We start from the raw sequence: 15,650 nt of genomic DNA, 5'->3' as shown, positions 1-15,650 counted from the left end.
GATGTGCCGTGTGGGTTTCCCCGGCGGTCGTGGGATACACGCCAGAAGTGGCCAGTATGGTGGTGCGCGCCGCCGAGCCGCCCGTGAGGCCTGTGCGGGCGGCGGAGCCAACCGGGAGAACCTGCCTTGAGTCGTGAAACTGACACTCCGTCCTCCGGGCCCGACGGGCGCGGCGGAGCCGCTTACCCCTCGGGCACGCCGCCGTACGGGACCCCCATGGTTTCCGACGGCGGTACGGGTGCGGGCCGTTCGGCCGCCCAGCCGGAGGAGCGCAAGACCGAGACCACGCTGACGACCCGGATCCGGATCAACATCCCCGGGTCGCGGCCGATTCCGCCGGTCGTCGTCCGTACGCCCGTCGCGGACAGCGACAGCGCTACGGGCGAGGACACCGGCGCCGACGCACCGGCTCCCGCCGCCGTGCCCACCGGCACCGTCGAACCGCCCGCCGACCCCGCGGCCACGGCCGAGGAGAAGACGAGCGACTGGTTCGCCCCCCGCAAGGGCGGATCGGGCAAGGGCGGCGGTTCCACCAACGGCGCGGCCCTGCCAGGCGGTTCCGCCGCGGGCGGCGCTGCCGCCGGTCCCGGTGCCGGTCCGGGTGCTCCCGCCGGCGCCCCCGCGCCTGCCCGGCCGAACACCGGCCGTCCCGGCGGTGTGGTCGGCTCCATGAGTTCCCCCGGCGGCTCGCGTCCCGGCGGCACGAACGGTGCCGGACTGTCGGGCGCCACCGGCGGCCCCGTCGCGCCCGGACACGGCGGCGGCACCGGTTCCTTCGACGTGACCGAGGCCCTGGCGGCCGGTCCGCTGGGCAACGGCTCACGCCCCGGCCCCGGCGATTCCCGCCGCGACGACCTGCCGTACTTCGCCGAGAACGGCCAGGGCGGACAGGGCGGTCAGATCGGCCAGGGCGGCCAGAGCGGCTACGGCGGCCCGCCGAACGTCCCCGGCGGCCAGGGCGGCGCCCAGGGCCCCTCCGGCCCGACCGGCGGCCCGGTCACCGGCGACGGCCCGCTGGTGCCTCCCGTGGGCGGCGCACAGGGCGGCCTCGGCGTGCGCCGCGTACCCGGCGCCTCCGGCGCTCCTGGCGGCCCGGGTGCGCCCGGCGCTCCGGGTGCTCCCGGCGGCCCCCAGGCGTTCAGCGGCGGGGAGTCCTTCAGCGGCCCCGAGTCGTTCGGCGGACCCGGCATGCCCGGTGGACCCGGCGGACCGCGTGGGCGCGGCCCCGGCGGTCCTGGTGGCCCCGGCACGCCTCCCGGCCGCGGCCCCGCGGCCGCGGGCGGCGGGCCCGGCGGGCTGAGCGACGACACCGCGATCCTCACCCCGCAGAAGCCGGCCCCCGAGCCCGGCCCCGGCGGCTACGGCGGCCGCATGGACAACGTCTCCGGGCAGACCGTCACCAGCGGCATCCCCATCGTGGCCCCGGGCGCTCCCGGCGCCCCGGGCGCCCCGGGTGCGGCCGGCGCGCCGTTCGGATCCGGGGCGCGCCCCGACGGGCCGCTGCCGCACACGCCCCCGAAGCTGCCCGAGCCGGTCGCGCAGAACGTGCCCGCGGCCGCGCCCCGCAAGAAGAAGAAGGGCCGCAGCAAGCTGGTCCTGCTCGGCAGCCTCGTGGTCGTCGCCGCGGCCGGCGCCTACGGCGCGGGCCTGCTGATGAACCACTCCGACGTGCCCAAGGGCACCACCGTGCTCGGCGTCGACATCGGCGGCGGAACGCGCGACGAGGCCGTCAAGAAGCTCGACGACGCCTTCGGCGAGCGGGTCGGCCAGCCACTGAAGCTGTCGGTCGACGGCGACACCGTCACGCTCAAGCCGGACCAGGCCGGGCTCCAGCTCGACGAGCAGGCCACCGTCGCCGCGGCCGCGCAGAGCGACTACAACCCGGTCTCCGTGATCGGCTCGCTCTTCGGCGGGCAGCGCGAGATCGAGCCGGTCATGCCCGTCGACGAGGAGAAGCTCCAGGCCGCTCTGGAGAGCGCCGCGGGCGGCTCCGGCTCGGCGAGCGACGGCACGATCAAGTTCCAGTCCGGCAAGGCCGTCGCCGTGTACGGCAAGGCGGGCAAGGGCATCGACATCGCCCAGTCCAACACCGCCGTCGCACAGGCCTACCGGACCCAGGTGGAGACCGGCGCGCCCGCCACCGTGAAGGTGCCGACGACCACCAGGCAGCCGACGGTCCCGGACGCCGAGGTCGACCGGATGATGAAGAAGTTCGCCGAGCCGGCGATGTCCGCCAAGGTCACCGTCCGCACGGACGCCGCGCACTCGATCCCCTTCAGCCCGGAGAACTCCCTGTGGAAGTTCCTGGAGGTGAAGGCCGTCGACGGCAAGCTCGTCGAGAGCTACAACGAGGCCGCGCTCAAGGAGCTCTACGGCCACACCTTCGACGGCGTGCTCATCACCCGCGGCACCGGCCAGAAGACGGCCGTCACGGTCCAGGACGTGATCAGCGCCCTGCGCCCGGCGCTGACCAGCACCACCAACCGCGTCGGCATCATCGAGACGAACCCGTCCTAGCCGTCGCCGTGGCGGGCCGTCACGGCACCCGAAGGGGCACCCGGCAGCAGCACCCGGGTGCCCCTTCGCCGTGCCCGGCCACGGAGGCCGCGTGTGCCTCCGGACGCCGGTGTGTCACCCCGTAGACATGACATCTGTCATCCGGCAGTCGGGACCCCCGACACTGCCGGGCACCCGGCCCCCGCCGCCAGGATGGTGGGCATGACGACGACAGCGACGGCCACCGCCACCGAGGTGGTCGGGTTCGATCAGGTGAGCAAGAGGTACGGGGACGTACGGGCCGTGGACGGCCTGACGCTCCGGCTGCACCCGGGGGAGACCGTGGCCCTGCTCGGGCCGAACGGAGCCGGCAAGTCCACCACCCTGGACCTGCTGCTCGGACTCAAGCAGGCCGACAGCGGCACCGTCCGGGTGTTCGGCGCCAGCCCGCGCGAGGCGATCATCGCCGGACAGGTGGGCGCGATGCTCCAGAGCGGCGGACTGATGGACGAGGTGACCGTCGGGGAACTGGTCAAGCTCGCCTGCGACCTGCACCCGAAGTCGTACAAGGCGAGCGACGTGCTGGCCCGCGCGGGCATCGCGCAGATCGCCGACCGCAAGGTCGACAAGCTCTCCGGCGGCCAGGCCCAGCGGGTCCGGTTCGCCCTCGCCACCGCGGGCGACAGCGACCTGATCGTCCTGGACGAGCCGACCACCGGCATGGACGTCTCCGCCCGCCAGGCCTTCTGGGCCACCATGCGCGAGCAGGCCGAACAGGGCCGCACGGTGCTGTTCGCCACGCACTACCTCGAAGAGGCCGACGCCATCGCCGACCGTGTGCTCGTCCTGCACCGGGGCCGGCTCCTCGCGGACGGCACCGCCGCCGAGATCAAGGCGAAGGCGGGAGCGCGCAGGATCTCCTTCGACCTCCTCGACGACACGATCGACGAAGCACCGCTGCGAGCGCTGCCCTTCCTCACCTCGGTGGACATCTCGGGCCAGACGATCCGCATCCAGTCCACCGACGCCGACGCGACCGTCCACGCCCTGTACGGCCTCGGCGTCTACCCCCGCAACCTCGAAGTCGCCGGACTCGGGCTCGAGCAGGCCTTCGTCGCCATCACCGCCGCCGAGGAGGCCAAGCAGTCGTGAACGCCCTCATCAAGCTGGAACTCGCCCGCGCCCTGCGCAACCGCAAGTTCCTGTTCTTCTCGGTGATCTACCCGTCGGTGCTGTTCCTGCTCATCGCGGGCCAGGCCGACGACACCACCAGGATCGACGGCACCGGGCTGACCCTGCCGACCTACATGATGGTGTCGATGGCCTCCTTCGGAGCCCTGACCGCCGTCCTGATGGGCAACAGCGAGCGCATCGCCAAGGAGCGCGAGAGCGGCTGGGTGCGGCAGCTGCGGCTGACCACCCTGCCGGGCCGCGGCTACGTCCTCGCCAAGACGGCCGGCGCGGCCGTGGTGAGCCTGCCGTCGATCGTCGTCGTGTTCGCCGTCGCCGCGGCCGTGAAGGGCGTACGCCTGGACGCCTGGCAGTGGCTCGCCCTCACCGGCGCCATCTGGGCCGGCAGTCTCGTCTTCGCCGCGCTCGGGGTCGCCATCGGCTATCTCGCCAGCGGGGACGCGGTCCGCCCGATCACGATGATCACCTACTTCGGCCTGTCGATCCTCGGCGGACTGTGGATGCCGTCCACGACCTTCCCGCAGTGGTTGCAGGACATCGCCGAGTGGCTGCCCACCCACGCGTACGCTGCCCTGGGACAGGCGATCGAACAGAGCCAGGCCCCGCACACCCAGGACGTCGCCATCCTCGCCGTGTTCTTCGTCCTGTTCTCGGGCGGAGCGGCCTGGCTGTACCGGAAGGACACGCTGAAGGCGTGAACAGCAACCGCGACGAAGACGCCGAGGTCCGTACCGAACGACCGATGCGCATGGGCCTGCCGCCACGCAACGCGCGCGAAGTCCTCATCAAGACGCTGTGGATCGTCGTCTGGCTGGTCTTCCTCAGCTCGCCGGTCCAGGACCTGTTCTCCGGCGGCCACAGCGTCGGCGGCACGGTCGCCGGCTGGCTGGGCCTGGTCGTCTTCGTCGCGGCCTACCTGTCGCTGGTCTTCCGCAACATGGGCGGCAGGGCGTACTCGGGCCGTACGGTCGGCGTCCTGATCCTCGGACTCGGGGTCCTCGCCGTCGTTCTGTGCCTCGCCCTCGGCAAGCAGTGGCTCGGCCTCTTCGTGTACGTCTCCGTCGCCTGCGGGGCGGCCCTGCCACTGCGTATGGCGTACCGCACGATCCCGCTGGCCGCCGTCGCGATGCTGCTCGTCGGGCTGCGCGTCGGCGAACAGGACGCGCTCGACCTGGTCCTGCTGGTGCTGCTCATCGGGTTCGCGATGACCGGGATCGGCCAACTCATCCGTACGACCATCGAGTTGCGCAAGGCCCGGGCCACCGTCGCCCAGCTCGCCGCCAACGAGGAGCGCCTGCGCCTCGCCCGCGACCTGCACGACCTGCTGGGCCACTCGCTCTCGCTGATCACGCTGAAGAGCGAGCTGGCCGGCCGGATGCTCCCCGAGCACCCCGACAAGGCCGCCCGGCAGGTCGCCGACATCGAACAGGTCAGCCGCCAGGCCCTGGTCGACGTACGCGAGGCCGTCACCGGCTACCGCCGAGCGCGCCTCGCCGACGAACTCGCCGGTACCCAGGTCGCTCTGACGGCGGCGGCCGTCGCGGCCGAGCTGCCCGTCGAACCCGACCTCACCGGCATCCCGGAGGAGAGCGAATCCGCCCTCGCCTGGGCCCTGCGCGAGGCGGTCACCAACGTCGTACGGCACAGCGGCGCACAGCGCTGCACGGTGGAGCTGCGCCGCCGCCAGACCCTCGACGGCCCCTTCCTCGAACTCTCCGTCGAGGACAACGGATCCGGGGGCCCGGGCCCGGGCACGGGCCCCGGCAACGGTCTGGCGGGTCTGGCCGAGCGCCTGGAGAAGGCGGGCGGCACCCTGGAGACGGGCCGTCTCAAGCACGGTTTCCGACTGGTCGCCCGCGTTCCGGCCGACTCCTCGCGGGACATAGGATCCGGGGCATGAGCCACACGATCAAGGTCCTCCTGGCCGAGGACCAGTCGATGGTCCGCGAGGCGCTGGCCGCTCTGCTCGGCCTCGAGGACGACATCGAGGTCGTCGCCCAGGTGGCCCGCGGGGACGAGGTCCTGGCGGCCGCCCGTGCCCACGACGTGGACGTGGCTCTCCTCGACATCGAGATGCCGGGCGCGACAGGCATCGAGGCCGCCGCCCTGCTGCACCGGGAGCTGCCCCGGGTGAAGTTGGTCGTCCTGACCACCTTCGGCCGCCCCGGCTACCTCCGCAGCGCCATGGAGTCCGGCGCCGACGCGTTCCTCGTCAAGGACGCTCCGGCCGCCCAACTCGCCGAAGCCGTACGCAAGGTGCTGGCCGGCGAGCGGGTCATCGACCCCACCCTCGCGGCCGCCGCGCTGGCCGAGGGCGCCAACCCCCTGACCGACCGCGAACGCGAGATCCTGCGCGCCGCGGCCGACGGCGCCACCAACGCGGAACTGGCGCGTGCCCTTCATCTCTCCCAGGGCACGGTCCGCAACTACCTCTCGACAGCGATCCAGAAACTGGCGGCCCGCAACAGAGCGGAAGCCGTCCGGATCGCGCGGGAGAAGGGCTGGCTGTGACGCCGGGCGATGCGGGGCAGCCGCCGGCGGCGCGGGGAACCGCGTGACCGGACCCCCGCACCCGCACCTCCGCGCCCACGGCCGCTCCACGGTGTCGCGCGGACAGGTCAGTTCAGCCTGGCGCGAGCCGCCAGCGCCTGCCCCCGCACCCGCTCCGCCGCGGGTGAGTCCACCGCGTCCACCACCTCCGCGTACGCCTCCAACTCGGCGGCCCCGCCCACGAAGTCCCCCCGCTGCACCAGGATCTGCGCCCGCTCGTAGCGCAGTCGGGCCGGATGCGAGGGCAACAGCAGCGACAACTCCACCGCCCACAACGCCACGTCCGACCGCTCGGGCCGGGCCGAGGCCCACGCCCGGACGTTGTTGAGGATCCTCAGCACCACCTCCAGCGGATCCGCCGGTGCCAGCATCGACGGAGTCATCCGCGTCCCGGTGGCCCCGGCGACGAGCACCTCGGCGTCGGACCCGCTGAGCACCCGCCCCCCGTCGAACGGATCGGCCAGCACCTGCTCCTCCCGGGGTCCGAACCCGACCACGAAGTGACCCGGCAGCGCGACCCCGTACACCGGCGCGCCCGCCCGCCTCGCGACCTCCATCCACACCACGGAGAGCAGGATGGGCAGCCCGCGCCGCCGGCGCAGCACCTCGTGCAGCAGCGACGACTCCAGCCACTGGTAGTCGGCGGGGGTCCCGTGGAACCCGCAGCGCTCCCCGAGCACCGAACGCAGCGCCCGGGCCCAGGCCGCCGGGCCGCCCGGGCGGAACGGCAGCTGACCCGCCAGCCGGTCCAGCTCCATCTCTGCCGCGTCCATGCCGGTCTCGTCCAGGCCCCCGTCGGCCGCCGCGCCCACCAGAAGACACAGTGCCGACAGGTCGGGCCGCTCGCTGCGGGCCTCCTCGGCGAACCGCTGCCGCAGTTCGGCGGAGCGCTCGGGGGGTGGGGGGAAGGGCGCGCGCATGGCAGGCTCGTTCCCCCTCACGGCGATTCGTACCGGCCGGCGCCGGGGCCGGCCGGGTCGCGGTACCTGGTCGGGTCCCGGTATTCGGCCGGGTCGCGGTGCTCGGCCGGTGCCCCGTGCGCGGTCGGTTCCCCGTGCCCGGCCGGTTCGCGGTAGTGGTGGTACGCGTGATGGGGGGCGAAGCCCAGCCGGGCGTACAGGGTGCGCGCGCCCGTGTTGTCCGTCTCCACCTGGAGCCAGGCGGCGGAGGCGCCCTCGTCGAGGGCCTGTCGGGCGAGCGCGGCCATCACGGCGGTGGCCAGCCCGCGCCGCCGCAGCGCCGCGTCGACCTCGACGGCGGCGAACCCGGCCCACCGCCCGTCGACGACACACCGCCCGATCGCGGCGGGCGGGTCACCCGCACGCTCACCCGGCACCGTCGCGAACCACACCGACGGCCCACTGCCCAGCACCTTCAGGGCCACGTCGCTCACTCCCTTGCGCTGATAGCGCGCCAGCCACGCCGCACCGGCCGACCGGGAGAGCACGACCCCGGACGGCTCACCCAGGTCCGCGACCGGCGCGAGCGCCCCGATCCACAGTTCGGCGCTCACCTCGCGCACCCACCCGCGCCGCTCCAGCTCCGCGCTGAGCGCTTCCTGGGTGCCCGCGGCTCCGGTCGCGGTCTGGACGTACGCGGGCAGGCCGCGCTCTCCGTACCAGCGTCGTACCTCGGTGAGCGCCTCGTCGAGCGGGAGGCCCGGCTCGCCGAGCGGCAGCACCGAGTTTGCCCGTCGGGTGAACCCGGCGGCGGCCCGCAGTTCCCACTCGCCCAGACGTGTGCTCTCCACCGGCCGCCAGGCCCGCCCGGAGATCTGGGCGAGCTCCTCGTAGGACGCGGCCGGACCCCGTCGGCGGGCCGGCGCGGCGGGCACGACCTTGCCCGCGACCAGGGAGGATTCCATGATCCGGACGCTTTCGCCGTCCTTCCGTGTGATCACCAGCACAGCGTTGTCCCATGATGTGAGAACACCGACCGTGTCGGTGAATTTCGCTCCGGTGTCCCCGGGGTCGCCCAACCGCCGAACGGAGACGCGTTTGCCCACGTCAGCAGCGGTGATACGGACCTCGAGGCGTCCGACGGCCGAGAATTCCACTGGTCCGTTCACCCCTCCTGTTCGGATCATGCCCAAGAACGGAGATACTAGGGGCGGGCATCGACGACGCCGCGCTCCCGCGCGCCAGGCGGCGGAGCCTGTGGGAGGCCCGCCAGCGCCCTATCGAGGAGGAACGACAGCGTGACCTACGTCATCGCGCAGCCTTGTGTCGACGTGAAGGACAAGGCGTGCATCGAGGAGTGCCCGGTCGACTGCATCTACGAGGGCCAGCGGTCCTTGTACATCCACCCGGACGAATGCGTCGACTGTGGTGCCTGTGAGCCGGTCTGCCCGGTCGAGGCGATCTTCTACGAGGACGACACTCCGGAGGAGTGGAAGGACTACTACAAGGCGAACGTCGAGTTCTTCGACGAGCTCGGCTCTCCCGGCGGCGCCAGCAAGCTGGGGCTGATCGAGCGCGACCACCCCTTTGTCGCCGCGCTGCCCCCGCAGGCCGGCTGACCCCGCACCAGCGGCCCGTTCCGACGCGCCGCCTCGGTCCCGTACGGCCTGATCCCCTCGGATCGCGCCGTGCGGGACCGACGCGTTTCCGCCACGAACGGCTCAAGCCTTCGAGAAAGTGAGCAAGATCCTCGTGTCCGCAGTCTCCGACCGTCTGCCCACCTTCCCCTGGGACAAGCTGGAGCCGTACAAGAAGACGGCCGCCGCGCACCCGGACGGCATCGTCGACCTGTCCGTCGGCACCCCGGTCGACCCGGTCCCCGAGCTGATCCAGAAGGCCCTGATCGCCGCTGCGGACTCCCCGGGCTATCCGACGGTCTGGGGCACCCCGGAGCTGCGTGACGCGATCACGGGCTGGCTGGAGCGCCGGCTGGGCGCCCGCGAGCTCACCCACCGGCACGTCCTGCCGATCGTCGGCTCCAAGGAACTGGTCGCCTGGCTCCCCACCCAGCTGGGCCTCGGCCCCGGCGACAAGGTGGCCTACCCGCGCCTGGCCTACCCGACCTACGAGGTCGGCGCCCGCCTGGCACGCGCCGGGTACGAGGTCTACGACGACCCGCGCGAGCTGGACCCGACGGGCCTGAAGCTGCTCTGGCTCAACTCGCCGTCCAACCCGACCGGCCGGGTACTGGACAAGGCGGAACTGACGCGGATCCTCGCCTGGGCCCGTGAGCACGGTGTCCTGGTCTTCTCCGACGAGTGCTACGTCGAACTGGGCTGGGAGGCCGACCCGGTCTCGGTCCTGCACCCGGACGTGAACGGCGGCTCGTACGAGGGCATCGTCGCGGTCCACTCCCTCTCCAAGCGCTCCAACCTCGCCGGCTACCGCGCGGCCTTCCTGGCGGGCGACCCGGCGGTCCTCGGCCCGCTCCTGGAGATCCGCAAGCACGGCGGCATGATGACCTCCGCGCCGACGCAGGCGGCGGTGGTGGCGGCCCTCGGCGACGACATCCACGTCCGCGAGCAGCGCGAGCGCTACGCGGCCCGCCGCGCGGTGCTGCGCGAGGCGCTCCTGGAGCACGGCTTCCGCATCGAGCACAGCGAGGCCAGCCTCTACCTCTGGGCCACCAGGGACGAGTCCTGCTGGGCCACGGTGTCCCACCTGGCGGAGCGCGGCATCCTGGTCGCCCCGGGCGACTTCTACGGCACGGCGGGCGAGAAGTTCGTCCGCGTGGCCCTCACGGCGACGGACGAGCGGGTGCGCGCGGCAGTGGCACGACTGGCCGGCTAGGCGTGTTTCCGAAGTAGCGTCTTCCGCCCGGAGGCCGGACGGGACTTTCGCATCACGCCTCAGGGCCGCGTCCCACCGCGACGACACGCCTCAGGGCCGCGTCCCACCGCGACGCCGTGCACACCAGGCGGTGGAAGGGCGCGGGCAATATTTTGGCTGAACAGCGGTCATGACCTCGCCTGTGCGGCGGCATGCCGTGACCTGTCCGGACAAGTCCGGGGCCTGCGCCTTTACCTGCCACTGGAGATTTCGTCGCGTACTGGTCATCTGTTCTTGGTCATCCTCCCCCCAAAGGAGCTTATGTTCACGGTCAAATAGTGGGCAAGAACAACAACGGAGGACGTTGTGTCCCTGGAAGTTCGTAGGGCTCGGCGGTTCGCCGCTCCCGCAGCCGCCGCCATCGCCGCCGCGGTTGTGACGATGGTGGTCAACCCGACGCTCGGCGCGTCGGCCGCGGCTCCGCAGGCCGCCGCCAAGGGCAAGGCCCCGACCGCCAAGAACGTCATCTTCATCAACGGTGACGGCATGGGCGCGGCCATGCGCCAGGCCGCCCGTCTGCACTTCTCCGGCCTGGGCGGCCAGCTCGCGATGGACAAGCTCCCCACCTCGGGCCAGCTGACCACCGAGCCGGACGACCCGAAGGCCGTCGTCACCGACTCGGCCGCCGCGGCGACCGCGTGGGCCACGGGCGAGAAGACCTACAACGGCGCGATCAGCGTCGACGTGGACGGCAACCCGCTGGCCACCCTCGGCCAGCAGGCCAAGGCGGCCGGCAAGGCCACCGGCCTGGTCACCACCGCTCAGGTCACCGACGCCTCGCCGGCGGCGTTCTTCGCGAACACCGCCAACCGCTCGGCGCAGGACGAGATCGCCCGCCAGTACATCGAGGTCAGCAAGCCCGACGTCATCCTGGGCGGTGGCGAGGACTGGTGGCTGCCCACCGGCAACGCCGGCGCGTTCAAGGACCAGCCCGCCGAGGACCCGTCCGAGGCGAGCAAGGGCACCAAGGGCGACCTCATCAGCAAGGCCAAGAAGGCCGGTTACTCGTACGTCTCCAGCGCGGACCAGCTCGACCGCGCCAAGGGCGGCAAGCTCCTCGGTCTCTTCGCCAACGAGGAGATGTTCCAGCAGCGCCCCGAGGGCCAGGGCGACGTGTACAGCCCGGTCGTCGGTCTCTCCACGATGACGAGCAAGGCCCTGAGCACGCTGGACAAGAACAAGAAGGGCTTCTTCCTCATGGTCGAGGAGGAGGGCACCGACGAGTTCGCGCACTCCAACAACGCCACCCGCACCCTGCAGTCCATGCAGGAGCTGGAGAAGGCCGTGGCCGTGGCCCGTGCGTACGTCGCCACCCACTCCGACACGCTGCTGGTCGTCACCGGTGACCACGAGACCGGCGGCCTGGCCGTCGAGGACACGGACGCCGCCGACGAGTCCGGCACCGGCATCTCCGCCGAGGACGGTCCGTTCAGCATCCGTGGCAGCGAGAAGAGCTTCTACATCGACTGGACCACGTCCGGCCACACCGGTGTGGACGTGCCCGTGACCGCGGCCGGCCCGCTGTCCGACCGCTTCACCGGCAAGCACGCCAACACCTACGTGTACGACGTGCTGCGCCAGGCTCTGACGCGCCGCTAGTCACGACCCAGGCCGCGGCGCGCCGATCGTGACGAGCCAGGTCCTGACGCGCCGCTGAGCGACGCGTCGACATCACGGAGCCCCGGGGCACGATCGCCCCGGGGCTCCGCTGTCGTGTCGGGCCCGGCCTCGCGCTGTCGCGGCGGCGCCGGGCCGGGGGCTCAGCCGCCCAGCGGCAGCCCCTTCACCGGCAGGGACTGCGTCGGCAGCCCGCCCTTGGTGAGGGACTCCGTGGGCAGCCCGCCCTTCGTGGCCGTCGACGCGGTGTCCCCGAGGATGTCCCCCGCGGACCCCGCCGCCTCGCCGGCCGTCTTCTGCGCCGCGGGCGCCGCCTTCCGTACGGCCTTGCCGCCGGTCTTGCCCGCGGCCGGCACCGCCGTGCGGACGGCCTTGCCGCCCGCTTCACCCGCGAGCCCGGTGGCGCTCTGCGTCGCGCCGTCGAGGGAGTTGCCGACGCTCGCGCCGTCCACCGCGGTCAGCCCGCCGAGGTTCGGGCCGGCCGGCAGCTCCGGGGCCGCACTCGCGGAGCCGGCCGCACCGACCCCGGCAGCCGCTCCCGCCGCGACGAGCAGCGCGACACGGGCGATCCGGCGGGTCAGAGGGAGGGTCATGATGCTCCTTTGAGGAAGAGAACATAAAGTGTCCGACCGCTCCCGGCAGTTGATCGGAGTTGATCGTCCGGGCTCGGTCCCCCTGACTACCGCTCGAAGCCCGGGAAGGTTGCGGCGGCCCAATGTAAAGAATTGGTAACGCGTCGCATTATCGGTTTCGGATAAAATCGGGCAAAGAGCGCCCGCTCCGAAAATCTGCCGAATCCTTACGGCTCCGTGTTCCCAAGGGCTTCGGCGCACGCGGGGCGACGGCGCGGAAATCCGCGCACCCGTCCGCCCGCTGCGACCGTACGTGACCCGTACGGGTGAACTCCCGTACTACTGCGCGGTGATGATCCGCACCGAGTCCACGGTCGTCCGCTCCGACCCGGCGGAACCCCCCACCGCCGCCGTACGCCACCGGCTGTCGGTGTTCCCTGCGGTCCACTCCCGCCCGGCGTAGAAGACGCGTTCGATGTGCAGCGCCGAGGAGTTCGCCACCGCCCAGTGCGCGAGCTGCCAGCCGCGCTCCTCGGTGGCGTGCCCCGCGGAGCCGCCCTCGGCGGTCGGCACCGGCACCGTCACGGTCCGCCCGCTGGACTCGGCGGTCACGACGGGCGCGGGCGTCGAGGGCGCCTTGTCGTCGGTGCCGCCGGAGCTCTCGCTCACCTCCGCGCCGGCCTCCTCCAGGGCGTCCCGCCCGAAGTCCCGCACGAGCGCCGTGCGTACCGCGTCCGGCCCCGCGGCCGTGGTGGCCCCGGGACGGCCCGCGCAGGTCAGGGTGGCCGCCGAACGCCCCGTCAGGGCGGCGGCCAGCAGCGTGGCGTCCGGCTCGTGCTTGGCGTACGCCTCCGGGTAGCCGCTGCGCTGCACGCGCTGCGCGGCCACGGTGAGCGGAAGATCCGTGTAGTCGGACACCTTGACCAGGTGCTCGTAGAAGGCGCCCGCGGCGTACGCCGGGTCCAGGATCTGCTTCTCGGTGCCCCAGCCCTGCGACGGCCGTTGCTGGAACAGGCCCAGCGAATCCCGGTCGCCGTGCCCGATGTTGCGCAGCCCCGACTCCTGGAGCGCGGTCGCGAGCGCGATGGTCACGGCCCGTTCGGGCAGACCGCGGTTGGTGCCGACCGCCGAGATGGTCGCCGCGTTGACGGCCTGTTCGGGCGTGAACTCGTAGACCGCCCCGTCGCGCCCGCCCGAGACGACTCGGCAGCCGGGATCGCCGGCGCCGCCCGCGACGTACTGCACCACGAGATAACCGGCGACCGCGCACAGGATCACGCAGGCCCCTCCGAAACGGAGGAGGCGGCCGCGACGCTTGGGGGAGGGGGTCGGCTCTGGCACGGGTACAAGGTACTGGAGGCCGCGCGAATTGCCGTGCCGGGTGTGGACAGTGGGTGAGCGGCGCGGCGCGCTAGGGTCGACGGCATGGCCGACACCCCTCTTGACCTCACGCTGGACGCCGCCGAGCTCACCGCGCGGCTGGTCGACTTCCCGTCCGAGAGCGGCACCGAGAAGCCCCTCGCGGACGCGATCGAGACCGCGCTGCGCGCCCTGCCGCACCTGACGGTGGAGCGCTACGGCAACAACGTGATCGCCCGTACGTTCCTGGGGCGTTCGGAACGCGTGATCCTGGCCGGCCACATCGACACGGTGCCCATCGCCGGGAACGTCCCCTCCCGCCTCGACGACGAGGGCGTGCTGTGGGGCTGCGGCACCTGTGACATGAAGTCAGGTGTCGCCGTGCAGCTGCGTATCGCGGCCACGGTTCCGTCCCCGAACCGCGATCTCACCTTCGTCTTCTACGACAACGAGGAGGTCGCCGCCGACCTCAACGGCCTGAAGCACATCGCCGAGACCCACCCGGACTGGCTGGAGGGCGACTTCGCGGTGCTGCTGGAGCCGTCCGACGGCCAGGTGGAGGGCGGTTGCCAGGGCACCCTGCGCGTCCTGCTGAAGACGACGGGCGAGCGCGCCCACTCGGCGCGCGGCTGGATGGGCTCGAACGCGATCCACGCGGCGGCCCCCGTCCTCGCCCGCCTCGCCGCCTACGAGCCGCGCTACCCGGTGATCGACGGCCTGGAGTACCGCGAGGGCCTGAACGCGGTGGGCGTGTCGGGGGGAGTGGCCGGCAACGTCATCCCCGACGAGTGCGTCGTGACGGTCAACTTCCGCTACGCGCCCGACCGCACCGAGGAGGAGGCCGTCGCCCACGTCCGCGAGGTCTTCGCGGACTGCGGGGTCACGGAGTTCGTGATCGACGACCACAGCGGCGCCGCCCTGCCCGGTCTGTCCCACCCGGCCGCCGTCGCCTTCATCGAGGCGGTGGGCGGCACCCCGCAACCCAAGTACGGATGGACGGACGTCTCCCGTTTCTCGGCGCTGGGCATCCCGGCGGTCAACTACGGGCCCGGAAATCCGCACTTGGCGCACAAGCGTGACGAAAGGGTCGATACCGGGAAGATCCTGGCGGGCGAGGTCCGGCTGCGCGACTGGCTGACGAGCTGAGGAGCCGACGGCTTCCGGTAGGACATGCCGACGTCCCCCGTCCGTAACCCGCGTAGATCTACGCTGAGGTGGAAAGACCCTTCCCCCGCGCTCGGCTTCGCCGGAGCGGAGGAGGCCCCGATCGCGGAGGGAGCGCACATGGCTACCGGAAACCCCGAGGGCAAGAAGCAGCCACCGGAGGAACAGCGGCTGGGACCGGTCCTGCGACGGCGGGGCCAGGTGACGTCGAGCACGACGGACCAGCGGCTGCTGGACGCGGGCGGCCCGTCGGACTGGGTCCACACCGATCCCTGGCGGGTCCTGCGCATCCAGTCGGAGTTCATCGAGGGCTTCGGCACACTCGCCGAACTCCCGGCCGCGATCAGCGTGTTCGGCTCGGCGCGCACCCCCAGGGAGTCACCGGAGTACGAGGCGGGCGTCCGGCTCGGCCGCGGCCTGGTGGAAGCGGGCTTCGCCGTCATCACCGGCGGCGGGCCCGGCGCCATGGAGGCGGCGAACAAGGGCGCGTGCGAGGCGGGCGGCGTCTCGGTCGGCCTCGGCATCGAGCTGCCCTTCGAGCAGGGGCTCAACCCCTATGTCGACATCGGCCTGAACTTCCGCTACTTCTTCGTCCGAAAGATGATGTTCGTGAAGTACGCGCAGGGCTTCGTGGTCCTGCCCGGCGGTCTCGGCACCCTGGACGAGCTCTTCGAGGCCCTGACCCTCGTCCAGACCCAGAAGGTCACCCGCTTCCCGATCGTCCTGTTCGGCAGCGCCTACTGGGGCGGTCTGGTCGACTGGCTCAGGCACACCCTGATCGCACAGGGCAAGGCGGCCGAGAAGGACCTCACCCTCTTCCACGTCACGGACGACATGGACGAGGCGGTGGCCCTGGTCTCCAAGGAAGCCGGACGCCAGCGCTGAGCCGGTGGGTCCGGGGGCGGCAGCTCCC

The 15,650-nt window shown here is 72.4% G+C and carries 14 protein-coding genes; 10 read left to right on the top strand and 4 right to left on the bottom strand.

Annotated elements, in window-relative coordinates; all coding sequences use genetic code 11:
* Window positions 1–126 precede the first annotated feature (126 nt).
* From ACFV0T_RS33855 to ACFV0T_RS33835, 5 genes are all read left to right on the top strand, one after another.
* A complete protein-coding gene (locus ACFV0T_RS33855; RefSeq protein ID WP_385787766.1) occupies window positions 127–2,517 on the top strand; it encodes a hypothetical protein in 2,391 nt (796 codons plus the stop codon).
* 201 nt (window positions 2,518–2,718) lie between these two features.
* Window positions 2,719–3,648: an ABC transporter ATP-binding protein gene (locus ACFV0T_RS33850; RefSeq protein ID WP_385787763.1), complete on the top strand. Its 930-nt coding sequence runs from the start codon at window positions 2,719–2,721 to the stop codon at window positions 3,646–3,648.
* Window positions 3,645–4,385, top strand: a complete 741-nt coding sequence (locus ACFV0T_RS33845; RefSeq protein WP_385787760.1) for an ABC transporter permease — start codon at window positions 3,645–3,647, stop codon at window positions 4,383–4,385. Before ACFV0T_RS33850 ends, ACFV0T_RS33845 begins: the two co-directional genes overlap by 4 nt.
* Window positions 4,386–4,429: 44 nt before the next feature.
* Entirely contained in the window at window positions 4,430–5,587 is a 1,158-nt protein-coding gene (locus ACFV0T_RS33840; protein WP_385787835.1) for a sensor histidine kinase, read from the top strand.
* Window positions 5,584–6,198 carry a response regulator transcription factor gene (locus ACFV0T_RS33835; protein ID WP_385787758.1) on the top strand — a complete coding sequence of 205 codons (615 nt, stop codon included), beginning with the start codon at window positions 5,584–5,586 and terminating at the stop codon, window positions 6,196–6,198. Before ACFV0T_RS33840 ends, ACFV0T_RS33835 begins: the two co-directional genes overlap by 4 nt.
* A 107-nt stretch (window positions 6,199–6,305) precedes the next feature.
* On the opposite strand, the gene ACFV0T_RS33830 is transcribed toward ACFV0T_RS33835, so the two are convergent.
* Both ACFV0T_RS33830 and ACFV0T_RS33825 read right to left on the bottom strand, forming a co-directional pair.
* A complete protein-coding gene (locus ACFV0T_RS33830) occupies window positions 6,306–7,157 on the bottom strand; it encodes a tetratricopeptide repeat protein (protein ID WP_385787755.1) in 852 nt (283 codons plus the stop codon).
* 17 nt (window positions 7,158–7,174) lie between these two features.
* Window positions 7,175–8,293 (bottom strand): GNAT family N-acetyltransferase, encoded by a 1,119-nt coding sequence (locus ACFV0T_RS33825; RefSeq protein WP_385787832.1) that lies wholly within the window; start codon window positions 8,291–8,293, stop codon window positions 7,175–7,177.
* 141 nt (window positions 8,294–8,434) lie between these two features.
* On the opposite strand from ACFV0T_RS33825, the gene fdxA reads away from it, so the two are divergent.
* From fdxA to ACFV0T_RS33810, 3 genes are all read left to right on the top strand, one after another.
* Window positions 8,435–8,755 (top strand): ferredoxin, encoded by a 321-nt coding sequence (gene fdxA / locus ACFV0T_RS33820; RefSeq protein ID WP_086766880.1) that lies wholly within the window; start codon window positions 8,435–8,437, stop codon window positions 8,753–8,755.
* 133 nt (window positions 8,756–8,888) lie between these two features.
* Window positions 8,889–9,986 (top strand): bifunctional succinyldiaminopimelate transaminase/glutamate-prephenate aminotransferase, encoded by a 1,098-nt coding sequence (locus ACFV0T_RS33815; protein WP_385787829.1) that lies wholly within the window; start codon window positions 8,889–8,891, stop codon window positions 9,984–9,986.
* 420 nt (window positions 9,987–10,406) lie between these two features.
* Complete coding sequence (locus ACFV0T_RS33810) at window positions 10,407–11,624, top strand: alkaline phosphatase (RefSeq protein WP_385787826.1); 1,218 nt, start codon at window positions 10,407–10,409, stop codon at window positions 11,622–11,624.
* Window positions 11,625–11,785: 161 nt separating this feature from the next.
* On the opposite strand, the gene ACFV0T_RS33805 is transcribed toward ACFV0T_RS33810, so the two are convergent.
* Entirely contained in the window at window positions 11,786–12,235 is a 450-nt protein-coding gene (locus tag ACFV0T_RS33805) for an ATP-binding protein (RefSeq protein ID WP_385787752.1), read from the bottom strand.
* 318 nt (window positions 12,236–12,553) lie between these two features.
* Complete coding sequence (locus ACFV0T_RS33800; RefSeq protein WP_385787749.1) at window positions 12,554–13,555, bottom strand: heavy metal transporter; 1,002 nt, start codon at window positions 13,553–13,555, stop codon at window positions 12,554–12,556.
* Between the two features lie 84 nt (window positions 13,556–13,639).
* Between ACFV0T_RS33800 and dapE the strand changes: the two genes are divergently transcribed.
* Together dapE and ACFV0T_RS33790 are read left to right on the top strand one after the other, a co-directional pair.
* On the top strand, window positions 13,640–14,719 hold the full coding sequence (dapE, locus tag ACFV0T_RS33795) for a succinyl-diaminopimelate desuccinylase (protein ID WP_385787746.1): 1,080 nt from the start codon (window positions 13,640–13,642) through the stop codon (window positions 14,717–14,719).
* A gap of 138 nt (window positions 14,720–14,857) precedes the next feature.
* Window positions 14,858–15,622, top strand: a complete 765-nt coding sequence (locus ACFV0T_RS33790) for a TIGR00730 family Rossman fold protein (RefSeq protein WP_385787744.1) — start codon at window positions 14,858–14,860, stop codon at window positions 15,620–15,622.
* Window positions 15,623–15,650 lie beyond the last annotated feature (28 nt).

Origin of the sequence: Streptomyces sp. NPDC059582 (assembly GCF_042735715.1) — a bacterium.
Classification (GTDB): domain Bacteria; phylum Actinomycetota; class Actinomycetes; order Streptomycetales; family Streptomycetaceae; genus Streptomyces.
Note: the sequence above shows the minus strand (reverse complement) of the source record. Positions and strands in the feature narration are given on the sequence as shown.

Bases quoted from the DNA above. Each gene is read 5' to 3' on its own strand.
- ACFV0T_RS33850 (WP_385787763.1), top strand. From the start codon at position 2,719: ATGACGACGACAGCGACGGCCACCGCCACCGAGGTGGTCGGGTTCGAT.
- ACFV0T_RS33840 (WP_385787835.1), top strand. From the start codon at position 4,430: ATGCGCATGGGCCTGCCGCCACGCAACGCGCGCGAAGTCCTCATCAAG.
- ACFV0T_RS33835 (WP_385787758.1), top strand. From the start codon at position 5,584: ATGAGCCACACGATCAAGGTCCTCCTGGCCGAGGACCAGTCGATGGTC.
- ACFV0T_RS33830 (WP_385787755.1), bottom strand. From the start codon at position 7,157: ATGCGCGCGCCCTTCCCCCCACCCCCCGAGCGCTCCGCCGAACTGCGG.
- ACFV0T_RS33810 (WP_385787826.1), top strand. From the start codon at position 10,407: ATGGTGGTCAACCCGACGCTCGGCGCGTCGGCCGCGGCTCCGCAGGCC.
- ACFV0T_RS33805 (WP_385787752.1), bottom strand. From the start codon at position 12,235: ATGACCCTCCCTCTGACCCGCCGGATCGCCCGTGTCGCGCTGCTCGTC.
- dapE (WP_385787746.1), top strand. From the start codon at position 13,640: ATGGCCGACACCCCTCTTGACCTCACGCTGGACGCCGCCGAGCTCACC.
- ACFV0T_RS33790 (WP_385787744.1), top strand. From the start codon at position 14,858: ATGGCTACCGGAAACCCCGAGGGCAAGAAGCAGCCACCGGAGGAACAG.